The organism is Telluria sp. AZSoR62 (assembly GCF_058111565.1).
In genome coordinates, this window is sequence record NZ_JBYTST010000019.1 from 18,551 (window position 1) to 43,497 (window position 24,947).

Consider the following 24,947-nt stretch of genomic DNA (forward strand, 5'->3'; position numbering starts at 1 on the left):
CTCAGGCGACGCGCTTGCCCAGGATGATCAGGTCGCGTTCGATCCCGTCCAGGTTCGCCACGCGCGGGAAATGCGCCCACTTCTCGAAGCCGTACTTGCCGAACAGGGCCAGGCTGGGCGCGTTGTGCCCAAAAATGAAGCCCAGCAGCGTATGCACATCGACGTTCGGCGCAAATGCGATCGCCTGCTCCAGGCAATAGCGCCCGATGCCCTTTCCGCGCGCACTTTCCGCGATATAGATCGACAGCTCGGCCGTGCCGGAATAGGCCGGACGGCCGTAGAAATTCGAGTAGGATAGCCAGCCCAGCACTTCCGGTTGCTCACGCCGGTCGTCGGCCGCATGGATCACCCAGAGGGGGCGGCGCTGCGGCGTATGGTCGGCAAACCACCCTTCGCGCGACTGCACGGTCACGGGCTCGGTGTCGGCCGTGACTTCGCGCGAGGCGACGGTGGAATTGTAGATGTCGACGATGAGCGGCAAATCGTCGCGGGTAGCCAGGCGGTGGACGTAGGACGGCATAGTGGATGAAAAATAAGCGCGGCTAATCAACTGCTGGAAAAGCTTAGCGCAGGTTAATTACAGGGTATGGGTGGCGCGGGCCGAGCGCAGGGCGGCGCCCAGGATTTCCTCGATGCGCAGCTTGGCGCGCTGGCCGGCTTCGTCGTCCGGGAAATGCACGCCGATGCCTTGCGCCTTGTTGTTGTTCGCGCCCGCCGGGGTGATCCAGGCGACCTTGCCGGCGATCGGGTACTTGTTCGGGTCGTCCATCAGCGACAGGATCAGGTAGATCTCGTCGCCGATCTTGTAGGGCTTGTTGGTAGGCACGAACATGCCGCCATGCTTCAGGAAAGGCATGTAGGCCGCATACAGGGCCGCTTTTTCCTTGATCGCCAGAGACAGCACGGACGGCCGCGGCGCCTGCGGGGCGTTCGGCTCTGGGGGCGTGGCGGTCATCGATATCCTTTCATGCGCAGCATGAAGTGTACTCAAGCAACATATCTTCGACAAATAATTTCGCCGACAAGGGGTGGTCGGCCACCGCGCGGCGTTCATTGGCCGACTTGATCGCCCGGTTCAAGCTGGCAGTGTGCACCCGGCCCGCCAGGCTCGCAAGTTGCTTCTCGTAGCGCGGATAATAGCGGATCTTGCCCGCCAGTTTCACCGACATCAGGTCGTAGAGCCAGCGCTGCTGCCAGGATACCAGCGAGGCCAGCGGCGACTTGGAGAGCTTCTCGGCCGCGCGCAAGGCGCCCTCGACGCTGGGCGCGGCCAGGAATTGCAGCAGCGCGTCCAGGTCGTCGCGGCTGCCGCCTTCGGCCTGCGCCAGCGCCGCCAGCGGCGCCCCGCCCTGCTCGCGCAGCCAGCTGTCCGCATCCACCACCCCTTGCGCCGACAGCCAGGCCAGCGCCTCGGCGTGCGAGGGCATCGGCAGGGCGAACTTGCGGCAGCGCGACAGGATGGTCGGCAACAGGCGGTCCAGGCTGTTCGAGGCCAGCAGGAACACCGTGCCCGGAGGGGGCTCTTCCAGGGTTTTCAGCAGCGCGTTCGAGGCCGGCATGTTCAGCGCTTCGGCCGGATACAGCACCACCACGCGCAAGCCCTGGCGGTGGGTCGAGATGTTCATGAAGTCGGCGAGCTGGCGGATCTGCTCGATCTTGATTTCCTTCGAGGGCGCCCTGGCCGACTTCGACTTGGCTGCGGGCTCGGCGCCCTCCTCGCCTTCGCCCGGCAGCTCGTCTTCCAGCGCTTCCGGCCGCACGCGGCGGTAATCCGGATGGTTGTTCTGGGCGAACCAGCCGCAGGAGGCGCAGGCCTGGCAGGCATGGCCGTCCGGGCGCACGTTCTCGCACAGCAGGGACTGCGCAAAGGTCTCCAGGAAATCGGACTTGCCTACGCCTGCCGGTCCGTGGAACAGGATGGCGTGCGGCAGGCGCGCGCGCATGGCCTGCAGGCGGGCCCAGGCCTCGCCCTGCCATGGATAAGTCTTCACAACAATTTCTCCAACACTTCCGCCAGGCGCAGCTGGATGTCGCCGATCGAGCGGGTCGAATCGACCACCACGATCCGCTCCGGGAACTGCGCGGCGCGGCGCAGGTATTCGTTGCGGCATTTCTGGAAGAAGTCGGCCTGCTCGCGCTCGAACTTGTCGAGGGTGCGGGTGGCGTCCAGCCGTTCGCGCGCCACTTCCAGGGGCACGTCGAACAGCAGGGTCAGGTCCGGCTGCAGGTGGGGATGCACCCAGGCTTCCAGCGCTTCCATCTTGGCGCGGTCCAGCCCGCGCCCGCCGCTCTGGTAGGCGAAGCTGGCGTCGGTAAACCGGTCCGACAGCACCCAGTTGCCCGCGGCCAGGTTCGGCTCGATGACTTGCGCCAGGTGCTCGCGGCGGCTGGCGAACATCAGCAGCGCCTCGGTTTCCAGGTGCATTTTGTCGTGCAGCAGCAGGTCGCGCAGCTTTTCGCCCAGCGGCGTGCCGCCCGGCTCGCGCGAGGCCACCACGGTCTTGCCGCGCATCGACAGGAAATCGTTGACGAAACCGATATGGGTCGACTTGCCGGCGCCGTCGATGCCTTCGAAGCTGATGAACTTGCCTGGTACGGTACCGCCTTGCGTCATTGCTTGATCCGCCGCTGGTACTGGTTCACGGCCCGGTTATGGTCGTTCAGGTTGTCCGAGAACTGGCTGGTGCCGTCGCCGCGCGAGACGAAATACAGGGCTTCGGTCTTGGCCGGCGCCAATGCCGCCGCCAGCGACTGGCCGCCCGGCAGCGAGATCGGCGTGGGCGGCAGCCCCGAGCGCGTGTAGGTATTGTAGGGCGTGTCGGTTTCCAGGTCTTTCTTGCGGATCTGGCCGACGAAGCGCTCGCCCATGCCGTAGATGACGGTCGGGTCGGTCTGCAGCAGCATGCCGGTGCGCAGGCGATTGACGAACACGCCTGCGATCATGTTGCGCTCGCTTTTCTGCCCGGTTTCCTTCTCGATGATCGAGGCCATCACCAGCGCTTCGTACGGAGTCTTGTAAGGCAGGCTCTTGTCGCGTCCTTCCCAGGCGGTTTTCAGCTGGCTGAGCATGGCCTGGTGCGCCTTCTTGTAGATATCCAGTTCCGACGAGCCCTTGGCGAACAAATAGGTATCCGGGAAGAACAGGCCTTCCGGCGAGGTGTATTCCTTGGAGATCTTCGCCATCAGCTCCTGGTCGCTGAGCTTGACGGTGTCGTGCTTCAGGCGCTGGTGGGCTGCCAGGGCGGCGCGCATCTGGCGGAAGGTCCAGCCTTCGATGATGGTGACGGTTTCCTGCGCGAATTCGCCGCGCACCAGCTGGGACAGCAGGCGCCGTGGCGAGGTGTTCGGCTTGAGCTCGTAGCTGCCGGCCTTGATTTTCCCGGCCTGACCGGTGACCCGCGCCAGGATATTGAACAGCGTGCGGTTGACCGGCACGCCGGCGTTGGCCATCTGCTGGGCGGCCGCCCCGACCCCGCTGCCCGGGTTGATCGAGAATTCGATCACCGGCCCGCTCGTGGTCAAAGGGCGCTTGGCCCACCAGGAAAAGCCGGCGGCCGCAGCCACCAGGACGACGATGGCGGTGACCAGGAATTTTTTAATGAATGACATGTGTTTTTGTTTGGGTTTCTGGCGAGGGTTTCGTTGCCCCCGGCGCGATTTTGCCGACATCTTTATAATGAGCCCGTAATGATAAAGCCTAATTGCTAATACTAACTGGATTTATGCCTAACTGGACAGACACACTCGCCTCGCTCGGCGCCCGCTTTCACGTGGACGATGCTTCGAGTATTGACGACTTCGGTAGACCGCTGGCCGCGGCGGAGCTCACCGACGGCTTCGTCGCCCCGGTCACCGACCTCGGCATCATCGCCGTCGAAGGCCTCGAGGCCGCCAGTTTCCTGCACAACCAGCTGACCAACGACGTCGAGCACCTCGGCCAGTCCGAAGCCCGGCTGGCCGGCTATTGCACACCGAAGGGCCGCCTGCAGGCCACTTTCCTGTACTGGCGCGACGCCGACGCCGTCTACCTGCAGCTGCCGCGCGCGATCCAGGCGCCGCTGCAAAAGCGCCTGTCGATGTTCGTGCTGCGCGCCAAGGCCAAGCTGCGCGACGCTACCGGCGAAGCGCCGTTTGCCGCCGTCCTCGGGCTGGGCGGCGCCAGGGCCGAAGCCCTGCTGCGCCGCTTTGCCCCGAGCCTGCCCGAAGTCGCCGGCGGCAAGGTCGACGGCGACTTCGGCACCGTGATCCGCCTGTCCAATGCCTTCGCCGCGCCGCGCTGGCTGTGGCTGGCTAATGAAGAAGCGGCCGCCGCCGCCCTGCCGGTGCTGTCCGGCGAACTCGCCCTGGGCGGCAACCAGGCCTGGCAACTGGCCGCCATCCACGCCGGCGTGCCAAGCATCACCGCGGCGACGCAGGAGCAGTTCGTCCCCCAAATGGTCAACCTCGAGCTGCTCGGCGGCGTCAATTTCAAGAAAGGCTGCTACCCGGGCCAGGAGATCGTCGCACGCAGCCAGTACCTGGGCAAGCTCAAGCGACGCACGGCGCTCGCGACCGTCGAGACTGCTGCGGCGCGGGCCGGCGACGAAGTCTATTCGACGGTCGATCCGGGCCAGCCCTGCGGCATGGTGGTCAATGCGGCCGCCAACGGCCTGGGCGGCGCCGACCTGCTGGTCGAGATGAAGCTGGGCGCGCTGGGCGAAGACGTGCGCCTGGGCGGCGCCGAGGGCGCGGCCCTGCGTTTCGAACAGATGCCCTACCACCTCGACGCGCTCGACATCTAGCGATGATCGACCTGTACGTTTATTACAAGGTGCGGACCGAGGATGCCGCACTGCTGGCGCCGCGCGTGCGCGCCATGCAGGCCGGGCTCGCTGCCAAAGGCGTGGCAAGCCAGCTCAAGCATCGTCCGGAAGCGCGCGACGGCGTGCAGACCTGGATGGAGGTCTATCCCGTCGCGCCCGCTGGCTTCGACACTGTGGTGCAGGCTGCCGCCGATGAAGCCGGCCTCGCCGCCTATACCCAGGGCCCGCGCCGGTCCGAAATCTTTACGGACCTGCCGCCATGTGCCTGATCGTTTTTGCCTGGCATGTGATGCCGGGCGTGCCTGTCATTGCCGCGGCCAACCGCGACGAATTCTACGACCGTCCCGCGACCCCGGCCGCGCCCTGGCCGGAACACCCGCAGGTGATCGCCGGACGCGACCTGCAGGGCGGCGGCAGCTGGATGGGGATCACGACGACCGGGCCGAACGGCCCGAAATTCGCCGCCCTGACCAATATCCGCGGCCCGCTGGAACGGCGCGAGAACGCCCCGACGCGCGGCGACCTGGTAGCGGATTTCCTGGCCGGTTCGCTCGATGCCCAAGCCTACCTGGAGCAGATCGTCGCCCGCGGCGACGTGTACAACGGCTACAACCTGGTGCTGGGCGACCGCGACGCGCTGTACTGGTATTCGAACCGGGGCGGAGAAGACCCGCGCAACGGCAAGCCGCTGGAACCGGGCCGCATCTACGGCATCTCGAACGGTCTGCTCGATGCCCCCTGGCCCAAGGTGCTGCGCACCAAGGCGCAGTTCGCCAGCCTGCTGTGCCAGGGCGCGCCGGAAGACGCCTATTTCGAGATGCTGGCCGACACCACCCGCGCGCCCGACCTGCGCCTGCCGGAAACGGGCATGCCCATCGAGGTCGAGCGCATGCTTTCGCCCGTGTGCATCGAATCACCGGGCTACGGCACCCGTACCTCGACCGTGGTCAAGCTCTACCGCGAGGGGCAGGCGGAGCTGCACGAGCGCGTCGTGCAGCCGGATGCCTTGGGCTTATCTAGCGCCGTCCCTTGATGCCTGCCTTGAGCATGTCCCGCACCTGGGGCGTCGCCGCATAGGGATCGGCCGGCTGCTCGCCGCGCACGATCGCATCGAAGCGCTCGGCCGCCGTCTGCAGGGCCTGCGGGTGCGAGTAGATGTAGAACCGGCCCTCGCGGATCGCGTCAAAAGTCATCCGCGCCACGTCCTGCGCCGTCACCTTGCCTGATTCGACCGCTTTTTCGGTGAGCATCTGCGCGGCCGCCTGGCTGGCGGTGCGGTGCTCGTGGCTGCTCAGTTCGTGCGGGCGGTTGCGCTCGGAATGGGCAATGCCGGTCGGGACGAAATACGGGCACAGTACCGAAGCCTTGATCGGCGCATCGACCAGTTGCAAATCGTGGTGCAGGGTTTCCGAGAGCGCCACCACCGCGTGCTTGGACACGTTGTAGACGCCCATGGCCGGCGGCGCGAGCAGGCCCGCCATCGAGGCCGTGTTCACGATATGCCCTTGGTAGTCGGCGTCGCGCTGCGCGCACTCGAGCATCACCCGGGTGAACACGCGCACGCCATGGATCACGCCCCACAGGTTCACGCCCAGCACCCATTCCCAGTCCTCGACCGAGTTTTCCCAGACCAGGCCGCCGGACCCGACGCCGGCGTTATTGAAGACCAGGTGCGCCGCCCCGAAGCGGGCGATGGCCGAATCGGCCAGTTCCTGCACGTGCGAGCCCTTGCTGACGTCGCACACCATGGACAGCACTTCGGCGCCCTGGGCCAGCAATTCCTCGGTGGCGTGCTCGAGCGCCTTGGCCTGGACGTCGGCCAGCACCAGTTTCATGCCCAGGCTTGCCGCCGTGTTGGCGAACTCGCGCCCCAGGCCACTTGCGGCGCCGGTGATGACGGCGACCTTGCCGCGAAAATCCTTCATGCCATTCTCCCCGTGTTACCCGTTCTTGTTCAGACTGCCGAGACGCCGCCGTCCACGGCCAGCGTCTGGCCGGTGATGTGCTTGCCCGCGTCCGAGGCGAACAGCACCACCGCGCCCTTGAGGTCCTCGTCGTCGCCCAGGCGGTTCAGCGGCGCGTCCTTGGCCAGCTTCTCGGCCCCGAAGGCCGCCAGCACGCCCCTGGTCATTTTAGAGGGGAAGAAGCCCGGCGCGATCGAATTGACCGTGATGCCGTAGCGGCCCCACTCGCCGGCCAGCGCGCGCGTGAAGTTCACGACCGCGCCCTTCGAGGTGTTGTAGGCGATGGTCTGCATGGTGCCCGGCGGGTTCCCGGCCAGGCCGGCGATCGACGAGATACTGATGATACGCCCGTAGCCGCGCGGGATCATGGACAGTTTGGCGACCGCCTGGGTCACCAGGAAAATGCTGCGCACGTTCAGGTTCATCACCTTGTCCCAGGCTTCCAGCGGATAGTCCTCGGCCGGGGCGCCCCAGCTGGCCCCGGCATTGTTGACCAGGATGTCGACGTGGCCGAGCCGGGCGACGGCCTGCTCGGCAAAGGCATGGGCCTGGGCTTCGTCGGACAGGTCCGCGGCGATACTGCAGGCGTCGATCCCGCGCGCCTGCAAATGGGCCACGGCCTCGTCCAGTTCTTCCTGCTTGCGCGAGGACAGCAGCACGCGCGCGCCCTGCTCGCCCAGCGCTTCGGCCATCTGCAGGCCGAGGCCGCGCGAGCCGCCGGTGACGATGGCGGTCTTGCCTTTCAACGAGAACAGTTCCTGGGTAGTGCGCATTGCTTGTCTCCGTATTGTTGTCGAGTGTTCGCTGCTGCCGGCTTCGGGTGGACGCCCGCGCCGTCCTACAATTCGTAATCCATGCACTGCCGCCCTTCGCGGATGGCCCCGATGAAGGGCACCAGCGCCTTGTGGGTCGGGTGGTTCGCATAGGCCTCGAGCGCCGCGCGGTCGGCGAATTCCGAATACAGCACGATGTCGTAGGTCGCTTCCAGCCCCGGCTGCGCGATCGTCACCTCGAAGGCGAGCATGCCCGGCACGATGTTCGCGCATTCGTCGAGCCTGCGCTTCATCTCGACCGCATTGGCGGCGCGGTCACGGCCTTCGGCCTGGTCCTTCAGCTTCCACATCACGATATGCTTGATCATTCCTGCTCCTGTCCAGGAGGCGCACGGGCCCCGGTTTTGTTCATTCCCGCTGCTGCCGGCCAGACGAGAATAGCATGTTTAAGTACGGTCGTTCGCAAATAAATTATCAAAAAATATTGCGCATTGCACCATGCTTTGCTCCAGAGGCGCAAGCCGCATCGCCATGCCTTCCTATAGCTCATCAGTAAGCTTGGCGTAAGTTTGAAGACAGCACCGTGTAAGGATAGCGGCACACACTCCGCTCAAGCTGACACACCATCAGCCTTTCCGACGACATTAAAACCTATACGGAGACACCCATGGCAATCACACCCGGCATGACCGCGGGAGGAAAAGCGGCACCTTCCTCCACCGGACTGACCAAGGAAGAGAAAAAAGTCATTTTCGCTTCCTCACTCGGCACCGTTTTCGAGTGGTACGACTTTTACCTGTACGGCTCGCTTGCCACCATCATCGCCAAGCAATTCTTCATCGGCGACCCGACCACCACCTTCATCTTCGCGCTGATGGCCTTCGCCGCCGGCTTCATCGTGCGTCCCTTCGGCGCGCTGGTGTTCGGCCGCCTGGGCGACATGATCGGCCGCAAGTACACCTTCCTGGTGACCATCCTGATCATGGGCGCCTCGACCTTCCTGGTCGGCCTGCTGCCCAGCTACGCCACCATCGGCATCGCCGCGCCGATCATCCTGGTGACGCTGCGCATCCTGCAGGGCCTGGCCCTGGGCGGCGAATACGGCGGCGCCGCCACCTACGTGGCCGAGCATGCTCCCGAAGGCAAGCGCGGGCTGTTCACTTCCTACATCCAGACCACCGCGACGATCGGCCTGTTCCTGTCGCTGATGGTGATCCTGGGCACCCGCACCGCCATGGGCGAGGACGAGTTCCAAGCCTGGGGCTGGCGCATTCCCTTCCTGATCTCGGTCGTCCTGCTGGGCGTGTCGGTCTGGATCCGGATGTCGATGGCCGAGTCGCCTGCCTTCGCCAAGATGAAAGCCGAAGGCAAGACCTCGAAAGCCCCGCTGTCGGAAGCCTTCCTGAAACCGAAGAACGCCAAGGTCGCCTTCCTGGCGCTGGCCGGCCTGACCATGGGCCAGGCAGTGGTCTGGTACACCGGCCAGTTCTACGCCCTGTTCTTCCTGACCAAGACCCTGAAGATGGATGAGCCGCTGGCGAACATCCTGATCGCGATTGCGCTGGCCCTGGCCACGCCCTTCTTCATCTTCTTCGGCTCGCTGTCGGACAAGATCGGCCGCAAGTGGATCATCCTGGGCGGCTGCCTGATCGCCGCGGCGACCTATTTCCCGATCTTCAAGGCCATCACCCACTACGGCAACCCGGCGCTGGAACGCGCGATCCAGACCGCTCCGGTCGTGGTCGTGGCCGACCCGGCTACCTGCCACTTCCAGGTCGACCCGACCGGCACCAAGAAATTCCCGTCCTCCTGCGACATCGCCACCCGCATGCTGACCGCCGCCTCGGTGAGCTACAACGTGCAGGAAGCGCCAGCCGGCACGGTGGCCTCGATCAAGGTCGGCGACACCACCTTCCCATCCTTCAACGCGGTCATGACGCCGGATAACCTGAACTTCGACGCCGACTCGAAGGCCAAGGAAGCCGCGTTCAAGAAAGACGTGACCGGCGCGCTCAAGACGGCGGGCTATCCGGAAAAGGCCGACCCGGCAGGCATCAACAAGCCGATGCTGGTGCTGCTGCTGTTCATCCTGGTGCTGTACGTCACCATGGTCTACGGCCCGATCGCGGCCATGCTGGTCGAAATGTTCCCGACCCGCATCCGCTACACCTCGATGTCCCTGCCCTACCACATCGGTAACGGCTGGTTCGGCGGCATGCTGCCGACCGTGACCTTCGCCCTGGTGGCGTTCAAGGGCGACATCTACTATGGCCTGTGGTACCCGATCATCATCGCGCTGGCAACGGTGGTCATCGGCGGACTGTTCGTGAAGGAAACCAAGAACAACGACATCTACGCGGCCGACTAAGGCGGCCAGCCGGCGCTTGCGCCGGTAGCAAAAAAGGGAATGCGGGCAAGATCGCCGCATTCCCTTTTTCTTTGTCGGTACGCCTGCACATCGCCGCAAACAACACCCCTACTTCGGGGTCAGGTCTGACATTCGGACACGAGCCCATCCTTATCACGCTTGAGTCCGTGTCTGAATGTCAGGCTTGACCCCAGGCTGATGCATGAGTCCGTGTCTGAATGTCAGACCTGACCCCGGGCTGATGCAACGGAAAACGCCGCCCGAGGGCGGCGCTGAGGCGCGTACTACCAGAACATTCAGCCGTTGAAGCCCTTGCCCTCGGCTGCGCGCTGTTCCAGTAGCGGCGCCGGTTTCCAGGCGTCGCCGTGGCGCCCGCCCGCATACTTGCGCACCGCATCGAGCACCTTGGACAAGCCGACGGTGTCGGCATAGAACATCGGGCCGCCGCGGTGCAGCGGGAAGCCGTAGCCGGTAAGGTAGACCATGTCGATGTCCGACGCGCGCAGGGCAACGCCCTCTTCCAGGATCTTCGCGCCTTCGTTCACCAGGGCGTACACCAGGCGCTCGACGATCTCGTCGTCGCCGATCGCACGGCGTTCCAGGCCCAGGTCCTTCGAATGCTGCACGATCATGTCGTTGACCAGGTTCGACGGGGTAGCCTTGCGGTCGCCCGCCTGGTAGTCGTACCAGCCGGCACCGGTCTTCTGGCCGAAGCGGCCTTGTTCGCACAGCAGGTCGGCGGTTTTCGAATACGCGATCCCGGGCGACTCCACCGCGCGGCGCTTGCGGATATACCAGCCGACGTCGTTGCCCGCCAAGTCGCTCATGCGGAAGGGCCCCATGGCAAAGCCGAAGCGCTCGATGGCGGCGTCCACCTGCTGCGGCAGCGCGCCTTCGTCGAGCAGGAAGTACGCCTGGCGCAGGTATTGTTCCAGCATGCGGTTGCCGATGAAGCCCTCGCACACGCCCGAGACCACGCCCGTCTTCTTGATCTTTTTCGACAGCGCGAGCGCCGTGGCCAGCACGTCCTTGCCGGTCTGCTTGCCGCGCACGATTTCCAGCAGCTTCATGACATTGGCGGGGCTGAAGAAATGCAGGCCGATCACGTCTTGCGGGCGCCCGGTAAAGGCCGCGATGCGGTCCAGGTCGAGCGTCGAGGTGTTCGAGGCCAGGATAGCGCCCGGCTTCATGACCGCATCGAGCTGGGTGAACACGGCTTGCTTCACGCCCATGTCCTCGAACACTGCCTCGATCACGATATCGGCCTGGGCGATATCGGCATAGTCCAGCGTGCCCTTGATCAGGCTGATACGCTGCTCGCCCTTTTCCGGCGTCAGCTTGCCCTTCTTGACGGTGTTCTCGTAGTTCTTGCGGATCGTCCCCAGGCCCTTGTCCAATGCTTCCTGCGTGGTTTCCAGGATAGTCACAGGAATGCCGGCGTTCGCGAAATTCATCGCAATGCCGCCGCCCATGGTGCCGGCACCGATCACGGCGGCGCGCGCAATGGTCCGCACCGGGGTGTCGCCCGGTACGTCGGGCACCTTGCTGGCGGCGCGCTCGGCCATGAAGGCGTGGCGCTGGGCTTTCGATTCAGGCGTGGCCATCAGGTGCAGGAAACGCTCGCGCTCGAACTTCAGGCCCTCCTCGAAAGGCATGGTGATCGAAGCGGCGACCGTCTCGACGCATTCTAGCGGCGCCGGGAAGGGACCGGCCAGGGCCTTGACCGACTCGCGCGAGGCGGCGATGAAGCCTTCGTGGTTCGGATAGTCGACCTGGCGGTCGCGCACCTTCGGCAGCGGCCGCACATCGGCCTTCGCGTTGGCGAACTCGATCGCGGCGGCGAGCAGGTCGGTCCCGGCCGGGAAAACCTGGTCGAACAGTGCCGTGCCGGCCAGCTTTTCCGACAGGAGCGGCGTGCCGGAGACCACCATGTTCAGCGCCATTTCCAGCCCCACGACGCGCGGCATGCGCTGGGTACCGCCGGCGCCGGGCAGCAAGCCCAGCTTCACTTCCGGCAGCGCGATCTGGGCGCCCGGCAGCGCGACCCGGTAGTTGCAGCCCAGGGCCAGCTCCAGCCCGCCGCCCATGGCAACGCTGTGGATGGCCGCGACCACCGGCTTGCTGCTGTCCTCGACCGCGCGGATCAGCGTGTGCAGGGTCGGCTCGGTGAGCGCCTTGGGCGAATTGAATTCGCGGATGTCGGCGCCGCCCGAAAAGGCCTTGCCGGCGCCGGTCAGCACGATCGCCTTGACCGCGGGATCGTTCTGCGCGCGTTGCATGGCCTCGACGGCAGCCTGGCGCGTGGCCAGGCCAAGCCCGTTGACCGGTGGATTGTTCAGACTGATAACGGCAACGCTGCCCTGGACGGTATAGTCGGCACTCATGTCTCTTCCATCTCCTTGTTGGTGTGACTGGCGATCGTTTAACTATACCTCAACTAAAAGAACGTTCGTATTATTTTCGGCAGCATCGACGGTATGCAAGAATAGCGCCTCACGACGCAACCGGAATGACGCCATGGAAAAACTGATCGCGCAACTGCACCGCCTGTACCTGATGCCCGAACTGGCGTCGAACGAGGCGCTGGCCCAGCATTTCCATGGCACCCAGGCCCTCAGTATTACGCTGGCATCGAGCGACGACCTGACCCGCGCCATCGTCATCGACTTTCCCAGGCTCAGGGGCGGCAACCCCGAGCAGCACTGGCTGAACCTGTGCGAAGTCGCCAACCGGCTGCAGGAAGCCTATGGCTTCCCGCCGCCGGCCGTGAGCATCAACGGCGCCAGCGGCTACCAGCTGTGGCTGTCGCTGTTCGATCCGGTGCCGCTGGGCGACGCGCGCCGCTTCGTGGCCATTCTGCGCGACGCCCATTTCCCCGAGCGCGACCTGCAGGTGGCGGTCGAGGCGGCACTGCCGCCCTGCCTGAACGCGGCGACCGGCAAATGGGCAGCCTTCATCCACCCCGGCATGGGCGCCTCGTTCGCCGAGGACGCCGGGCTGGAAATGGCGCCGCCGGTGCTGGCCCAGGTCGCCTTCCTGGAGGGACTCGACAGCATCGGCAAGGCCCAGTTCTTCGACGCCCTGGTCTCGATGAAACAGGGCGACGCGCCGGCGCCGGCGCCGGCGCCGGACCCCGAGCGCAGTAACCCGGATGGCCTGCTGCTCAAGGACGCCACGCTGGAAGACATCGTGCGCCACCTGCATGCGATGGGCATCGAACCGACCTTCCGTCACCTGCATCCAGCCAGCCGCTAGCACGATGGCGGCGCGGTGCGCCACCGCACGGCGCTCGCAAATCGCTATCCCCTCGATACCAGCGGGTGTATGCTTGCCGGGACGACGGCCTGCGCCGCCGCCTTTCAGAACACGCACCAGGAGGGTGCAATGGAAGGTCGACGCCATATCTGCCTCGGGTTTACCGACGAGCACTATCCCGAGGGAACGCATATCTGCTACCTCTACAACGACGAGGACGAGCGGCGGCGCATCCTGCCGCTGTTCGCACGCCACGCCCTGCTCGAACACGAGTCCTTCGACTACCTGGCCGATGTGCCGAGCCAGGCCGATTTGCCGCAGGTGATGGCCAGGCTCGAGCTGGCCGCGGCAGTGCAGGACCTGCCCGGCCAGGTGCAGATGGCCACCTCGCAGCAGGGCTACTATCCCGACGGGCGCTTCGATCCCGATGCGATGCTCGCGCGCCTGCGCGAAACCTACCAGCGCTGCCTGGCGGCAGGCCTGGCCGGCGCCCGCATCACCGGCGAAATGGACTGGGCGCTGCGCGGCATTCCCGGCGCCGACCGCATCCTGGAATGCGAGTCCCGGATCAACGAGCTGGTCAAGGAAGCCCCGATCACGGTGATGTGCCAGTACGACATGCGCAAATTCGACGGCGCCATGATCTTCGACGTCATGAACGTGCACCCGGTCATGATCGTCAGCGGCCACGTCCTGCGCAATCCCTTCTACCAGCAAGCCGGCTGAAGGCCATGGCCCACGCGACTTCCGCCGAGCCCGGCCAACCGAGAGCGGAGGTGCTCGGGCGCCTGCTCGTGATCCAGCAGACCATCGACGCCATTCCCGACGCGGCGCGCATTGCCGAATTCGTGCGCCGCTCGCTCGGCGCCCTGCCGGGCGTGGCCGACGTCTACCTGCACCTGGAAAACCACACGAGCGCGCCGAACGTGCGCATGGCCGCGCGCCTGGAGCGCTGCAAGCGCGAACTGCATGCGGCCCCGGCGCGCAACGCCCTGCGCCGCCTCGACACGCATGCCCACTGCTTTGTCATCGAAACGCCGGACCAGCGCTTCGGCTGGCTGGTCATCGAGATCGACGACGAGGACGCGCTACGGCCCTACCTGCCCTTCCTGAGCAATATCGCCAACACGGTCGGCCGCATCATCGCCTCGCGCAACTACCAGGCGCGGCTGGCCGAGCTCAACGAGGAATTGCGCGAGGCCCGGGACAACCTCGAGCTGCGGGTGGCCGAACGCACGCGCGAGCTCGAATTCCGGGCCACCCACGATCCCCTTACGGGCCTGGCCAACCGCGCCCTCCTGATCGACCACCTGCGCGCCGCGCTCGGGCACGCCCACCGCAGCGGGCGCATGGTGGTCGTGGTCTACCTCGACCTGGACAGCTTTACCTTCATGAATACGGGACTGGGCAATGCCTGCGGGGACGAATTCCTGCGCGAGACCGCGCGCCGGCTGGGCGCGCTGGTGCGCGACAGCGACACGGTGGCGCGCATCGGCTCGGACGAGTTCGTGATCGTGTTCGGCGGCCTCGACGCCATCGAGCGCAGCAGCGCGCGCCTGAGCGCGATGCAGGCGGCGGTGCGCGAGCCGGTGCGCCTCGACGGCAAGGACGTGGTGGTGACCTGCAGCATCGGCGCCTGCGCCTATCCGCTGGACGGCGACGATCCCGAGATACTGGTGCGGCGCGCGAATTCGGCGATGCACCGCGCCAAGCGCGCGGGCAAGGACAGCATCCAGTTCTACGCCGCCACGCGCGACGCGGCCGTGGGCGAGCGCATGACGCTCGAATCGGAGCTACGGCGCGCGATTCCCGCCGGCCAGCTGGTGGTGCATTACCAGCCCAAGTTCGACCTGGTTGCCCAGGCCTGGCGCGGCGCCGAAGCGCTGGTGCGCTGGGCGCACCCGACCCGCGGCCTGCTGCCGCCGGACCGCTTCATCCCGCTGGCCGAGGATTCCGCGCTGATCGTGGCCCTGGGCGAGCAGGTGCTGGCGCAAGCCTGCCTGCAGTCCCGGCTGTGGCACGACCAGGGCCTGCGCACGAAGTCGGTGGCGGTCAACCTGGCTGCGCGGCAGTTCCGAGACGACCACATTGTCGGGACAGTCAAGGCGGTGCTGCGCGATACCGCCTTGCCGCCCAGCTGCCTGGAGCTGGAGATCACCGAAAGCTCGATCATGCACGACCTGGACCACGCCGCGCAGCTGCTGAACGAACTCAAGGGCCTGGGGGTGACGATTTCGATCGACGATTTCGGCACCGGCTATTCGAGCCTGAGCGCGCTGCGCAACTTCCCCTTCGATAAGCTCAAGATCGACCGCTCCTTCGTGCATGAGGTCGAAACCGCACCGAGCGCCGCCGCCGTGGCCCTGGCCGTGATTTCCTTCGCGCGCACGCTCGGCATGCGGGTCAATGCCGAGGGTGTGGAGACCCAGGGCCAGGCGCGGTTCCTGGAAGCGCATGGCTGCGACGAAATCCAGGGCTTCCTGCTGGCCCGGCCCTTGCCCCCCGAGCAGCTCGTTGACCTGTACCGCCAGCCGCGCCCGGCGCACTGGGACGTGGCGCCGCACTGAGCCGGGTCAGCGGCGCGGCATCAGGTCCTGCAATGCCACCACGGTCGCTTCCACCCCCATGCGCACCGCCGGCCCGTGCTCGACCTTGAACAGCGGGCTGTGATGGCTCGGCAGGCGCAGCTTGCCGGCCCTGGCGGCGGCGATCGTCTCGGGCGCGGTGCCGCCCACCGTGAAGTACACGCTCGGGATATAGGGGTCGGTCACGAATTGCGGGAAATCTTCCGAGCCCATGCCTTCGCGAAATTCTTCTTCGCCGAATGCGCTCGCGCCCAGCTTGCCGGTCCAGGCCGCTTTCAGGCGGCGCACCAGCTCGACGTTGTTGAGCACCGGCGGCGCCGGCGTGTCCACCAGCTTCACCTCGGGCAATTCGTTCTCCGCCATGCCGGCCGCGCGCGCCGTGTGCTCGGCCATGCGCCTGATGCCGTTGATCAAGAGGTCGCGCGTCTTCGGGTTCTCGTAGCGCACCGTCAGTTGCAGCCTGGCGTTGTCGCCGATGATGTTGGCCTTGCTGCCGCCGTGGAAGGAGCCGACCGTGATCAGGCCCGGTTCGCGCGGGCCGAGCTCGCGGCTGACAATGGTCTGCAGGCCGACGACGATCATCGCGCCCAGCACGATCGGGTCCTTGCCGCGGTGCGGCTGCGCGCCGTGCGCGCCCACGCCCTTGACCAGGATCTCGACCGTGTCGGCGCCCGAATAAGGCGACACCTCGGATGCGTGCACCTTGCCGGTGGCCATGTCGGCCTTGACGTGGAAGCCCAGCGCGAAATCGGGCTGGCCGAAGCGCTTGTACAGCCCATCCTTCATCATCGCCAGCGCCCCGCCGATGCGCTCCTCGGCCGGCTGGCCGACCAGCATCAGGGTGCCCGACCAGCTGGCGCGCTCGGCCGCCATGCGGCGCGCCGTGCCGACCAGGCTGGTCATGTGGATGTCGTGGCCGCAGGCGTGCGCCACCGGCGTCAGGTTGCCTTCCATGTCCTTCTGGGTGCGGGTCGAGGCATTCGGCAGGCCGGATTTTTCCTGCATCGGCAAGCCGTCCATGTCGGCGCGCATCATCACCAGCGGTCCGGGCCCGTTCTTCAGGATGCCCACCACGCCGGTGCCGCCCACGCCCTCGGTCACCGTGAAGCCTGCCGCGCGCAGCTCTTTTGCCATGCGCGCCGCGGTGTTCACTTCCAGGAAGGAGAGCTCGGGATTGCGGTGGAAGTAATCCAGCAGCGGCGCCAGATGGGCGTCATAGTCCCTGGCGACGGCCCTGGACAGTTCATTCGCGTGGAGTGCGCCGGGTGCGAACAGGGCTGCGAGCAGCAGCGGAAGCAATTTTTTCATGGTGTGCAAGGGAAGGCTCAAGCGCTTGGCAAGCGGTGTTCGTGGTAGACGTCGCGCAGCTTGTTCTTCTGGATCTTGCCGGTGCCGCCCATCGGCAAGGCCTCGGCAAACACCACGTCGTCCGGAATCCACCACTTTGCCACTTTTCCATCGTAGAAAGCCAGCAATTCTTCGCGCGTAACGTCCATTGCCGGACGCTTGACCACCACCAGCAGCGGGCCCTCGGCCCATTTCGGGTGCGCCACGCCGATGCAGGCCGCCTGCAGCACGGCCGGATGGGCCATGGCGATGTTTTCCAGGTCGATGGTGCCGATCCATTCTCCCCCGGACTTGATCACGTCCTTGCTGCGGTCCGTGATCTGCAGGTAGCCGTCTGGGTCGATGGTGGCCACGTCGCCGGTCGGGAACCAGCCGTCCTGCAGCACGTCCCCACCTTCGCCGCGGAAGTAGCCCGACACCACCCACGGCCCCTTTACCAGCAGGTGGCCATAGGTTGCGCCGTCCCAGGCCAGCTCGCTTCCCTCGTCGTCGACGATCTTCATGTCCACGCCATAGATCGCGTGGCCCTGCTTGCGCAGCACGGCGCGCTGGGCGTCCGGCGGCAGGGTCTTGTGACGGCTGCTCAAGGTGCAGGCCGTGCCCAGCGGCGACATTTCCGTCATGCCCCAGGCATGCACCACTTCCACGCCGAGCCCGTCGATCAGGGTGTCCATCATCGCCGGCGGGCAGGCCGAGCCGCCGATCACGGTGCGGCGGAAGGTCGAGAAGCGCAAGCCGTTCTGGAGCACGTGATTGACCAGGCCCAGCCAGACGGTGGGCACGCCGGCCGAGAAGGTGACGCCTTCGGACTCGAACAGCTCGTAGAGCGACTTGCCGTCGAGCGCGGGTCCCGGGAACACCATCTTCGCGCCCGACAGCGGCACCGAATACGGCAGGCCCCAGGCATTCACGTGGAACATGGGCACCACCGGCAGGACGGTATCGGCGCTGGAAACGTTCAGCGCATTGGGCATGGCGGACGCGTAGGCATGCAGCACGGTGGAGCGGTGCGAATACAGCGCGCCCTTCGGGTTGCCTGTGGTGCCGGAGGTGTAGCACAGGCTGGCCGCCGAACGCTCGTCGAACTGCGGCCAGGCGTAGTCGCCCGAGGAGGTGGCGACCAGGTCCTCGTAGCACAGCAGGGTCGGGATGGCCGTCTCCTGCGGCATGTTCGCCCGCTCGCACATCGCGACATAGCCCTTGATGGTCTTGCAGTGGCGCGCCATTTGCTCGATCGCCGGCAGGAAGGTCAGGTCGAAGAACAGGTACTGGCTTTCGGCGTGGTTGACGATGTAGGCGATCTGCTCCGGGTGCAGGCGCGGATTGATCGTGTGCAGCACGGCGCCCGAGCCGGACACGGCGTAGTACAGCTCCATGTGGCGGTAGCCGTTCCAGGCCAGGGTGGCGACCCGGTCGCCCATGGCCACGCCCAGGCCCTGCAGGGCTTGCGCCATGCGGCGGGCGCGCGCCTCGCAGTCGCGGTAGGTATAGCGATGCAGGTCGCCTTCCACGCGACGCGAAACGATCTCGCTGCTGCCGTAGTGGCGGGCGGCGAATGCGATGATGCTCGAGACCAGCAGCGGCTGGTCCATCATCTGGCCCATCAGGGGGCTTGCTGGATAGTCTGTCATGCGGTTTTCCCGGGGCTGGATTGGCAACATTGGCAAATCGATGCCGAGTGTCATCCGGCCCCCGGAGCTGCGTCAACGCAATTCGATGACGCGCCGCAGCAAGCCATGCAGGGTGCCCGACGGGAGCGATTTCCGGGGCGGGCGGCAGCCGTGCGCCAATGGAAACGCCCCGGTACGGTAGAATCCTGCCAAGATTGCGTCTACTTCGCCACCGCTTGCATATTCATACTGGAACTGCCATCACTGCTGACGAACTCCCCTTCAACAACTCGTTTGCCGAGTTGCCGCCGGCGTTCTATACCCGGCTGATGCCCACGCCCCTGCCGGCGCCGACCTTCATCGCGGCCAGCACGCCCGCCGCCAGGCTGGTCGGGCTCGACCCGCAGGATCTCGAGCGTCCCGACTTCGTCGAGGTCTTCACCGGCAACAAGGTGGCGGTGCGCTCGCAGCCGCTGTCGGCCGTCTATTCCGGCCACCAGTTCGGCGTCTGGGCCGGGCAGCTGGGCGACGGCCGCGCCATTACCCTGGGCGACCTGCCCGCCGACACCGGCCAGATGGAAATCCAGCTCAAGGGTGCGGGCCTGACACCCTATTCGCGCATGGGCGACGGGCGCGCGGTGCTGCGCTCCTCGCTGCGCGAATTCCTGTGCTCGGAAGCCATGGCCGCGCTCGGCATCCCGACCACGCGCGCCCTGATGGTGACGGGCTCGCACCAGCCCATCATGCGCGAAACGGTCGAGACCGCCGCGGTGGTGACGCGCATGGCGCCCACCTTCGTGCGTTTCGGCTCCTTCGAGCACTGGTACCACCGCGGCAGGCAGGACGAGCTGCGCATCCTGGCCGACTACGTGATCCAGCACTGGTATCCGGAATTTGCAGGCGCCGCCAACCCGTACAAGGAATTGCTGGCGGAGGTCACGCGCCGCACCGCGCGCACCATCGCGCAGTGGCAGTCGGTCGGCTTCATGCATGGCGTGATGAATACCGACAACATGTCGATCCTGGGCCTGACGCTGGACTACGGTCCCTTCGGCTTCATGGACGCTTTCGACGCCAACCATATCTGCAACCATACCGACCAGGGCGGGCGCTATTCGTACGCCAACCAGGTGCCGGTCGGCCACTGGAACTGCTATGCGCTGGGCAACGCCCTGCTCCCCCTGATCGGCACGCCCGACGAAGCGGAGGAAGCGCTGGACGCCTATCGCCCGGCCTTTGGCGCCAGGCTCGACGAATTGCTGCACGCCAAGCTCGGCCTGTTTGACGTGCGCGAGGGCGACGAAGCCCTATTCGACGCCATGTTCAAGCTGCTGCAGGCCAACCACGCCGACTTCACGCTGTTCTTCCGCCGCCTGGGCGACTTGCAGCAGGACGGCGGCCTGGCGCAGGACGCGCCCCTGCGCGACCTGTTCCTCGACCGCGAGGCCTTCGACGCCTGGGCGCTGCAATACCGCACCCGCCTGCGCCAGGAAAACAGCAGCGACGAGCGGCGCCGCGCCGCCATGCAGCGCGCCAATCCGAAATACGTGCTGCGCAATTACCTGGCGCAGACGGCGATCGAGCAGGCGCAACACGGCGACTACAGCGGCGTGCACAAGCTCCTGACAGTTCTGGAGCGCCCCTTCGACGAGCAGCCCGAGAACGAAGCCTATGCGGCCCTGCCCCCGAGCTGGGCCGCCCATCTTGAAGTAAGCTGCTCATCCTGACATTTGCAAGGAACCGCGAGACCGACATGACCGACAAACTGACCAAGACCGACGCCGAGTGGCGCGCCCAGCTCGATCCGATGGAATACCAGGTGACCCGCCACGCCGGCACCGAGCGCGCCTTCACCGGCAAGTTCTGGGACCACCACGAGCACGGCATCTACACCTGCGTGTGCTGCAATACGCCGCTGTTCGAGTCCGACGCCAAGTTCGATTCCGGCTGCGGCTGGCCGAGCTATTTCCGCGCGCTCGACCCGGCCAATGTGATCGAGAAGACCGACCGCACCCACGGCATGGTGCGCACCGAGATCATCTGCGCCGTCTGCGACGCCCACCTCGGCCACGTCTTCCCGGACGGCCCGCCGCCGACCGGCCTGCGCTATTGCATCAATTCCGCGTCGCTGCGCTTCGAACCTGCCTGAGGAAGCACTACATGATCAAGTTCTTGTTCGACATGCTCCCGGTGATCCTGTTCTTCGGGATCTACAAGTATGGCGAAAGCAACCAGGACTGGGCCCACGGCCTGGTCACCGACTACCTCGGCTTCCTGATTTCGGGCGGCGCGGTGCCGGCCTCGCAGTCGCCGATCCTGCTGGCGACCTTCGTCACCATCCTGGCGACCGTGCTGCAGATCGTCTATCTGCTGGCGCGCCGGCGCAAGGTCGACGGCATGCTGTGGCTGTCGCTGGGCGTGGTGGTGATCGCCGGTGGGGCCACCATCTACTTCCACGATGACACCTTCATCAAGTGGAAGCCGACCATCCTGTACTGGGCCTTCGGCGCGGCCCTGCTGTTTACCCACCTGGTCTACCGCAAGAACCTGATGCGCTCGGCGCTCGGGGGCGCCATGAACCTGCCGGACGCCGTCTGGAACCGCGTGCTCTACGCCTGGGTGGCCTTCTTCACGGTGCTGGGCCTGCTGAACCTCCTGATGGCCTTCGTTGTCTTCCGTAGCGACACCGGCGCCTGGGTCAGCTTCAAGCTGTTCGGCATCACCGGCATCCTGTTCGCCTTCATCGTCATTCAATCGTTAATGCTGTCTAAACATATTCAGGAGGATGCATGACTGATCAAACCCGTACCGAACGCCTGCGCGAGCGCCTGCAGGCCGAACTGGCCCCGACCCTGCTCGAGATCACCGACGACTCCCACCTGCACGCCGGCCATGCCGGCGCGGCCTCGGGCGGCAGCCATTACAGTGTGAAAATCGCCTCCGAGCAGTTCACCGGCCTGCCGCTGGTCATGCGCCATCGTCTTGTGTATGATGCCGTTCACGAAATGATTAACAAGGCGGAGATCCATGCGCTGGCCATCACGGCCATCACCCCCGCTGAAGCTGCCTGAGGGCGCGCCGTTCGCGGTTGCCTTCAGTCAGCTTTAAGGAAACTCGCCGACAATCTTTCGCGTAAGGCGAAGTAGAAGACGTCCACAACACGAAGTAAAAGAACTGAGCAATCTCGTCCAAGCAACTCTCCCCACAGGAATTCCAGAAATGACTTTGAAGCCAGCACGCCTGCTGTTAGCCCTGATCGCCGTTGTCGCAGCCCCTGCCTTCGCGCAGAACCTCGCCGTGGTCAACGGCAAGCCGATCCCGTCGTCGCGCGTCGACGCCGTGGTCAAGCAGGTAGTCGCCGCCGGCCAGGGCCAGGATTCGCCGCAGCTGCGCGAAGTGATCAAGCGCGACCTGATCGCACGCGAAGTGCTGATGCAGGAAGCCATCAAGCAGGGCTACGACAAGCAGCCGGAAGTGAAAGCCGCGCTGGACAACGCGCGCCAGGCCATCGTCGTCAACCAGCTGGCCCGCGACTACATCGGCAAGAACCCGGTGACCGATGCCGAGATCAAGGCCGAATACGACCGCTTCACCAAGCAGACCGGCGACAAGGAATACCACGTCCGCCACATCCTGCTCGAGACCGAAGCCGAAGCCAAGGCCGTGATCGCGAAGATCAAGGGCGGCGCCAAGTTCGAAGAGCTGGCCAAGCAGTCGAAGGACACCGGCACCGCCAACAACGGCGGCGACCTGGACTGGGCAGCCCCTGCTTCCTTCCCGCCTGAATTCGCCGCTGGCTTCACCGGCCTGCAAAAAGGCGCCGTGAACGAGAACCCGGTCAAGACCGCCAATGGCTTCCACGTCATCAAGCTCGACGACACCCGCGCCGCGAAGCTGCCGACCCTGGAAGAAGTCAAGCCGCAGATCGCCGACGCCCTGGCCCAGAAGAAGCTCGAAGCGTACAAAGAGCAAATGGTCAAAAAGGCAAAGGTGCAGTAATATGTGTTACCGCCGGTGAGCCACTCGCCGGTTTTTTTGCCGCCTGCGGCGAACTTTTTCGTGTTTAGATAGGACCTCAACAATGATTTTGAAGCCAGCCCGCCTGTTGTTAGCCATGATCGCACTGGTTGCCGCGCCTGCGTTCGCGCAAAACGTTGCAACCGTCAATGGCAAAGCCATCCCGGCGGCCAAGGTTGACCAGATGGTCAAGCAAGTCGTCGCCCAGGGTCGCGCCACCGATTCGCCGCAGCTGCGCGATGCGATCAAGAAGGATCTGATCGGCCGCGAAGTCCTGATCCAGGAAGCCGACAAGCAAGGCGTCGGCGGCCGTGCCGATGTCAAGGCAGCGATCGACAACGCACGCCAGAGCATCATCATCAACGCGATGCTCGCCGACTACGTCAAGAAGAACCCGATCAAGGATGCCGAGATCAAGGCCGAGTACGACAAGTACAAGTCCCAGGTCGGCGACAAGGAATACCGCGCACGCCACATTCTGGTGACCACCGAAGACGAAGCCAAGGCCATCATCACCAAGCTCAAGGGCGGCGCCAAGTTCGAAGAGCTGGCCAAGCAGTCGAAAGACGGTTCGGCAGCCAACGGCGGCGACCTGGACTGGGCAAGCCCGGCCAACTACGTGCCTGAGTTCTCGAAAGCCATGGTCGCCCTGCAAAAAGGCGCTATCACCGAAGCCCCGGTCAAGACCCAGTACGGCTTCCACGTGATCAAGCTGGAAGACGTCCGCGCCGCCAAGGTGCCGGCACTGGACGAAGTCAAGCAGCAGGTCGCGGAACAACTGCAACAGCGTCAGCTGGCCCAGTACCGCGAAAGCCTGGTGAAGAAGGCCAAGATCCAGTAATCCTGGTCCGGCCCGACGAGAAGGCGCTCCCGAGGGAGCGCTTTTTTCATGGGCGAGCCCCCTGCGGCCGCCCTGCCCTCAGTCGTCGCAGTGATCCGGCCCGCCCGGGTAGTTGCCGTTGTTATACTGGTCGAGCACGTTCGCCCAGGAGCGCTGCAGCTGGCAGGCGCCACGCACGCAGGTTCCCGGCGTGGCGGTGCGCAGCCAGTTGCCGGCGCCCAGCAGCACTGCGCGCAGGCTGTTCGGCGCCGAGGCGCCTGCCGCGCCGTTGAGCACCGCGGCGATGTACTGGTGGGCCAGGATGAAATAGGCGTCGCCCCGGGTCGGGCTGTCGAGCACTTCCTGCCAGCTCAAGCCGCTCTGGAAGAAGGGTGCGTTGCGCTCATACGGCGCCTGCCAGACCACGCCCGGTTTGTTGCCCCAGTAGCCCTGCGTGCGCACGCAGCCTTTCGGCGGGCAGCCGCAATCGGCCAGCGCGGCATCGGCTGTTTCACGCGTCGCCACCAGCTGGCCGTCGCATCCGGCGTCGTCCTTGAGCTGGACGGAGGCCGGCCCCGCCGCCAGCGCGGCCGTCGGGCTCGCGCCGATGCCGAGCAACAGTCCGGCTGCGACGAATGTTCGTAGGGCAAACCGCGTGAACCGCATGCTGACACTCATGGCTATCTCCTCGGAAATGGTAGGCGGCCCAAGCCGCCATCTCTCCATGATGCACGGTGCCGAAGCGCCCGGTTTGTGGCTGCGCATCTGCGCAAGCGCTTGATTTTTAACCACAAATTGCCGATTTTCATGCAGCGGCCGGGCCTGCGTGCGTGCCGTCCTACGTGAGCGGGACCAGTGCGCCTATGGCGGCTCTGCCGGGAAAGCTTAGGATAGGTTCCACTGTCACTGATGCAGGAGCGAATGATGGCTAACGAGAACGTTGATCAGTCGGGCGGCACGCGCGACGACGAACGCAGCCGTGCGGATGCGCTGTCGCCTCCGCCTGGCGCGGGCGGTGGGGATATCCGGCATACCAATTTCCCGAAGGCGCCAGCCGAAGGCAACGTCGGGCCGGCGGGGGCGCCACAGACCAGCCGCGGTAGTGCCGGGAAACCGGAGACCGGCGGCGGAGGGAGCGGACAGGACGACACCGGCGCTGCCGGTGGGCTGGACAATGCGGGTGCCGGTGCCGGCGCCGCGCCGGGTACTCCCAAGGGGAATGGCTCGAAGGATGAGCCGATCTGGGGAAGCTGACCGTCGCTCCGCCGCGTATCGTAGGGTGGGCGGATTCTGCCCACGCGTTCGCCCAGTGGAACAAAACACGTGCAGACATTTCACACGTGACGTGAACGCGTGGGCAAGGGACTTGCCCACCGTACGGCTTCAACGGATCATAAAAAAAAGCG

The 24,947-nt window shown here is 65.6% G+C and carries 26 protein-coding genes; 14 read left to right on the plus strand and 12 right to left on the minus strand.

The window, feature by feature from the left end; genetic code table 11:
* Window position 1: 1 nt before the first annotated feature.
* The 5 genes from AC3XQU_RS21590 to mltG are packed head-to-tail and all read right to left on the minus strand — an operon-like array spanning window position 2 to window position 3,609.
* The gene (locus AC3XQU_RS21590; RefSeq protein WP_489876214.1) at window positions 2–520 is read right to left on the minus strand and encodes a GNAT family N-acetyltransferase; all 519 of its coding nucleotides are present in this window, start codon (window positions 518–520) and stop codon (window positions 2–4) included.
* Between the two features lie 57 nt (window positions 521–577).
* A complete protein-coding gene (locus tag AC3XQU_RS21595) occupies window positions 578–955 on the minus strand; it encodes a PilZ domain-containing protein (RefSeq protein ID WP_489876215.1) in 378 nt (125 codons plus the stop codon).
* Window positions 956–965: 10 nt separating this feature from the next.
* Window positions 966–1,991, minus strand: a complete 1,026-nt coding sequence (locus AC3XQU_RS21600) for a DNA polymerase III subunit delta' (protein ID WP_489876216.1) — start codon at window positions 1,989–1,991, stop codon at window positions 966–968.
* On the minus strand, window positions 1,988–2,614 hold the full coding sequence (gene tmk / locus AC3XQU_RS21605; RefSeq protein ID WP_489876217.1) for a dTMP kinase: 627 nt from the start codon (window positions 2,612–2,614) through the stop codon (window positions 1,988–1,990). Before tmk ends, AC3XQU_RS21600 begins: the two co-directional genes overlap by 4 nt.
* Window positions 2,611–3,609, minus strand: a complete 999-nt coding sequence (gene mltG / locus AC3XQU_RS21610) for an endolytic transglycosylase MltG (protein ID WP_489876218.1) — start codon at window positions 3,607–3,609, stop codon at window positions 2,611–2,613. Before mltG ends, tmk begins: the two co-directional genes overlap by 4 nt.
* Window positions 3,610–3,722: 113 nt before the next feature.
* On the opposite strand from mltG, the gene ygfZ reads away from it, so the two are divergent.
* From ygfZ to AC3XQU_RS21625, 3 genes are read left to right on the plus strand one after another with little or no spacing between them, the layout of a single operon-like run.
* The gene (ygfZ, locus tag AC3XQU_RS21615) at window positions 3,723–4,781 is read left to right on the plus strand and encodes a CAF17-like 4Fe-4S cluster assembly/insertion protein YgfZ (RefSeq protein WP_489876219.1); all 1,059 of its coding nucleotides are present in this window, start codon (window positions 3,723–3,725) and stop codon (window positions 4,779–4,781) included.
* A gap of 2 nt (window positions 4,782–4,783) precedes the next feature.
* Window positions 4,784–5,071, plus strand: a complete 288-nt coding sequence (locus AC3XQU_RS21620; protein ID WP_489876220.1) for a DUF4936 family protein — start codon at window positions 4,784–4,786, stop codon at window positions 5,069–5,071.
* Window positions 5,062–5,835 (plus strand): NRDE family protein, encoded by a 774-nt coding sequence (locus tag AC3XQU_RS21625; protein ID WP_489876221.1) that lies wholly within the window; start codon window positions 5,062–5,064, stop codon window positions 5,833–5,835. The genes AC3XQU_RS21620 and AC3XQU_RS21625 overlap by 10 nt, the downstream gene beginning before the upstream one ends.
* Here AC3XQU_RS21625 and AC3XQU_RS21630 read toward each other — a convergent pair.
* The 3 genes from AC3XQU_RS21630 to AC3XQU_RS21640 all read right to left on the minus strand — a co-directional run bounded on the left by AC3XQU_RS21630 (window position 5,819) and on the right by AC3XQU_RS21640 (window position 7,907).
* Window positions 5,819–6,727: an SDR family oxidoreductase gene (locus tag AC3XQU_RS21630; protein WP_489876222.1), complete on the minus strand. Its 909-nt coding sequence runs from the start codon at window positions 6,725–6,727 to the stop codon at window positions 5,819–5,821. The two genes, AC3XQU_RS21625 and AC3XQU_RS21630, sit on opposite strands and share 17 nt — an antisense overlap.
* A 29-nt stretch (window positions 6,728–6,756) precedes the next feature.
* Entirely contained in the window at window positions 6,757–7,539 is a 783-nt protein-coding gene (locus tag AC3XQU_RS21635; RefSeq protein ID WP_489876223.1) for an SDR family oxidoreductase, read from the minus strand.
* Between the two features lie 65 nt (window positions 7,540–7,604).
* Entirely contained in the window at window positions 7,605–7,907 is a 303-nt protein-coding gene (locus AC3XQU_RS21640) for a Dabb family protein (protein WP_489876224.1), read from the minus strand.
* A 299-nt stretch (window positions 7,908–8,206) separates the two neighbouring features.
* Between AC3XQU_RS21640 and AC3XQU_RS21645 the strand changes: the two genes are divergently transcribed.
* Window positions 8,207–9,907, plus strand: coding sequence for an MFS transporter (locus AC3XQU_RS21645; RefSeq protein WP_489876225.1), 1,701 nt, complete (start codon window positions 8,207–8,209; stop codon window positions 9,905–9,907).
* Between the two features lie 296 nt (window positions 9,908–10,203).
* Here the strand turns inward: AC3XQU_RS21645 and AC3XQU_RS21650 are convergent, their stop codons facing one another.
* The gene (locus AC3XQU_RS21650) at window positions 10,204–12,291 is read right to left on the minus strand and encodes a 3-hydroxyacyl-CoA dehydrogenase NAD-binding domain-containing protein (protein WP_489876226.1); all 2,088 of its coding nucleotides are present in this window, start codon (window positions 12,289–12,291) and stop codon (window positions 10,204–10,206) included.
* A 133-nt stretch (window positions 12,292–12,424) separates the two neighbouring features.
* On the opposite strand from AC3XQU_RS21650, the gene AC3XQU_RS21655 reads away from it, so the two are divergent.
* The 3 genes from AC3XQU_RS21655 (at window position 12,425) to AC3XQU_RS21665 (ending at window position 15,729) form a co-directional block, all read left to right on the plus strand.
* A complete protein-coding gene (locus tag AC3XQU_RS21655) occupies window positions 12,425–13,162 on the plus strand; it encodes a hypothetical protein (RefSeq protein ID WP_489876227.1) in 738 nt (245 codons plus the stop codon).
* Window positions 13,163–13,291: 129 nt separating this feature from the next.
* Window positions 13,292–13,888 (plus strand): MEDS domain-containing protein, encoded by a 597-nt coding sequence (locus AC3XQU_RS21660; RefSeq protein WP_489876228.1) that lies wholly within the window; start codon window positions 13,292–13,294, stop codon window positions 13,886–13,888.
* Between the two features lie 5 nt (window positions 13,889–13,893).
* Window positions 13,894–15,729, plus strand: coding sequence for a putative bifunctional diguanylate cyclase/phosphodiesterase (locus tag AC3XQU_RS21665; RefSeq protein WP_489876229.1), 1,836 nt, complete (start codon window positions 13,894–13,896; stop codon window positions 15,727–15,729).
* Between the two features lie 6 nt (window positions 15,730–15,735).
* Here AC3XQU_RS21665 and AC3XQU_RS21670 read toward each other — a convergent pair whose 3' ends face one another.
* Together AC3XQU_RS21670 and AC3XQU_RS21675 are read right to left on the minus strand one after the other, a co-directional pair.
* The gene (locus AC3XQU_RS21670; RefSeq protein ID WP_489876230.1) at window positions 15,736–17,055 is read right to left on the minus strand and encodes an amidohydrolase; all 1,320 of its coding nucleotides are present in this window, start codon (window positions 17,053–17,055) and stop codon (window positions 15,736–15,738) included.
* Between the two features lie 17 nt (window positions 17,056–17,072).
* Complete coding sequence (locus AC3XQU_RS21675; RefSeq protein ID WP_489876231.1) at window positions 17,073–18,725, minus strand: 3-(methylthio)propionyl-CoA ligase; 1,653 nt, start codon at window positions 18,723–18,725, stop codon at window positions 17,073–17,075.
* 158 nt (window positions 18,726–18,883) lie between these two features.
* Between AC3XQU_RS21675 and AC3XQU_RS21680 the strand changes: the two genes are divergently transcribed.
* The 6 genes from AC3XQU_RS21680 (at window position 18,884) to AC3XQU_RS21705 (ending at window position 23,562) form a co-directional block, all read left to right on the plus strand.
* On the plus strand, window positions 18,884–20,431 hold the full coding sequence (locus tag AC3XQU_RS21680; RefSeq protein ID WP_489876232.1) for a protein adenylyltransferase SelO: 1,548 nt from the start codon (window positions 18,884–18,886) through the stop codon (window positions 20,429–20,431).
* A 26-nt stretch (window positions 20,432–20,457) separates the two neighbouring features.
* Window positions 20,458–20,853, plus strand: coding sequence for a peptide-methionine (R)-S-oxide reductase MsrB (msrB, locus tag AC3XQU_RS21685; protein ID WP_489876233.1), 396 nt, complete (start codon window positions 20,458–20,460; stop codon window positions 20,851–20,853).
* 14 nt (window positions 20,854–20,867) lie between these two features.
* Window positions 20,868–21,497: a septation protein A gene (locus AC3XQU_RS21690; RefSeq protein ID WP_489876251.1), complete on the plus strand. Its 630-nt coding sequence runs from the start codon at window positions 20,868–20,870 to the stop codon at window positions 21,495–21,497.
* Entirely contained in the window at window positions 21,494–21,775 is a 282-nt protein-coding gene (locus tag AC3XQU_RS21695; protein ID WP_489876234.1) for a BolA family protein, read from the plus strand. The genes AC3XQU_RS21690 and AC3XQU_RS21695 overlap by 4 nt, the downstream gene beginning before the upstream one ends.
* Before the next feature lie 148 nt (window positions 21,776–21,923).
* Window positions 21,924–22,703: a peptidylprolyl isomerase gene (locus AC3XQU_RS21700; RefSeq protein WP_489876235.1), complete on the plus strand. Its 780-nt coding sequence runs from the start codon at window positions 21,924–21,926 to the stop codon at window positions 22,701–22,703.
* Between the two features lie 82 nt (window positions 22,704–22,785).
* A complete protein-coding gene (locus AC3XQU_RS21705; RefSeq protein ID WP_489876236.1) occupies window positions 22,786–23,562 on the plus strand; it encodes a peptidylprolyl isomerase in 777 nt (258 codons plus the stop codon).
* 78 nt (window positions 23,563–23,640) lie between these two features.
* Here the strand turns inward: AC3XQU_RS21705 and AC3XQU_RS21710 are convergent, their stop codons facing one another.
* A complete protein-coding gene (locus tag AC3XQU_RS21710) occupies window positions 23,641–24,219 on the minus strand; it encodes a hypothetical protein (RefSeq protein WP_489876237.1) in 579 nt (192 codons plus the stop codon).
* A 243-nt stretch (window positions 24,220–24,462) separates the two neighbouring features.
* Here AC3XQU_RS21710 and AC3XQU_RS21715 point away from each other — a divergent pair, with 243 nt between their 5' ends.
* A complete protein-coding gene (locus AC3XQU_RS21715; protein WP_489876238.1) occupies window positions 24,463–24,795 on the plus strand; it encodes a hypothetical protein in 333 nt (110 codons plus the stop codon).
* Window positions 24,796–24,947 lie beyond the last annotated feature (152 nt).

Coding starts and splice junctions, on each gene's coding strand:
- AC3XQU_RS21590 (WP_489876214.1), bottom strand. CDS start 520: ATGCCGTCCTACGTCCACCGCCTGGCTACCCGCGACGATTTGCCGCTC.
- AC3XQU_RS21595 (WP_489876215.1), bottom strand. CDS start 955: ATGACCGCCACGCCCCCAGAGCCGAACGCCCCGCAGGCGCCGCGGCCG.
- tmk (WP_489876217.1), bottom strand. CDS start 2,614: ATGACGCAAGGCGGTACCGTACCAGGCAAGTTCATCAGCTTCGAAGGC.
- mltG (WP_489876218.1), bottom strand. CDS start 3,609: ATGTCATTCATTAAAAAATTCCTGGTCACCGCCATCGTCGTCCTGGTG.
- ygfZ (WP_489876219.1), top strand. CDS start 3,723: ATGCCTAACTGGACAGACACACTCGCCTCGCTCGGCGCCCGCTTTCAC.
- AC3XQU_RS21620 (WP_489876220.1), top strand. CDS start 4,784: ATGATCGACCTGTACGTTTATTACAAGGTGCGGACCGAGGATGCCGCA.
- AC3XQU_RS21625 (WP_489876221.1), top strand. CDS start 5,062: ATGTGCCTGATCGTTTTTGCCTGGCATGTGATGCCGGGCGTGCCTGTC.
- AC3XQU_RS21630 (WP_489876222.1), bottom strand. CDS start 6,727: ATGAAGGATTTTCGCGGCAAGGTCGCCGTCATCACCGGCGCCGCAAGT.
- AC3XQU_RS21635 (WP_489876223.1), bottom strand. CDS start 7,539: ATGCGCACTACCCAGGAACTGTTCTCGTTGAAAGGCAAGACCGCCATC.
- AC3XQU_RS21640 (WP_489876224.1), bottom strand. CDS start 7,907: ATGATCAAGCATATCGTGATGTGGAAGCTGAAGGACCAGGCCGAAGGC.
- AC3XQU_RS21645 (WP_489876225.1), top strand. CDS start 8,207: ATGGCAATCACACCCGGCATGACCGCGGGAGGAAAAGCGGCACCTTCC.
- AC3XQU_RS21650 (WP_489876226.1), bottom strand. CDS start 12,291: ATGAGTGCCGACTATACCGTCCAGGGCAGCGTTGCCGTTATCAGTCTG.
- AC3XQU_RS21655 (WP_489876227.1), top strand. CDS start 12,425: ATGGAAAAACTGATCGCGCAACTGCACCGCCTGTACCTGATGCCCGAA.
- AC3XQU_RS21660 (WP_489876228.1), top strand. CDS start 13,292: ATGGAAGGTCGACGCCATATCTGCCTCGGGTTTACCGACGAGCACTAT.
- AC3XQU_RS21665 (WP_489876229.1), top strand. CDS start 13,894: ATGGCCCACGCGACTTCCGCCGAGCCCGGCCAACCGAGAGCGGAGGTG.
- AC3XQU_RS21670 (WP_489876230.1), bottom strand. CDS start 17,055: ATGAAAAAATTGCTTCCGCTGCTGCTCGCAGCCCTGTTCGCACCCGGC.
- AC3XQU_RS21675 (WP_489876231.1), bottom strand. CDS start 18,725: ATGACAGACTATCCAGCAAGCCCCCTGATGGGCCAGATGATGGACCAG.
- AC3XQU_RS21680 (WP_489876232.1), top strand. CDS start 18,884: ATGGAAACGCCCCGGTACGGTAGAATCCTGCCAAGATTGCGTCTACTT.
- msrB (WP_489876233.1), top strand. CDS start 20,458: ATGACCGACAAACTGACCAAGACCGACGCCGAGTGGCGCGCCCAGCTC.
- AC3XQU_RS21695 (WP_489876234.1), top strand. CDS start 21,494: ATGACTGATCAAACCCGTACCGAACGCCTGCGCGAGCGCCTGCAGGCC.
- AC3XQU_RS21700 (WP_489876235.1), top strand. CDS start 21,924: ATGACTTTGAAGCCAGCACGCCTGCTGTTAGCCCTGATCGCCGTTGTC.
- AC3XQU_RS21705 (WP_489876236.1), top strand. CDS start 22,786: ATGATTTTGAAGCCAGCCCGCCTGTTGTTAGCCATGATCGCACTGGTT.
- AC3XQU_RS21710 (WP_489876237.1), bottom strand. CDS start 24,219: ATGAGTGTCAGCATGCGGTTCACGCGGTTTGCCCTACGAACATTCGTC.
- AC3XQU_RS21715 (WP_489876238.1), top strand. CDS start 24,463: ATGATGGCTAACGAGAACGTTGATCAGTCGGGCGGCACGCGCGACGAC.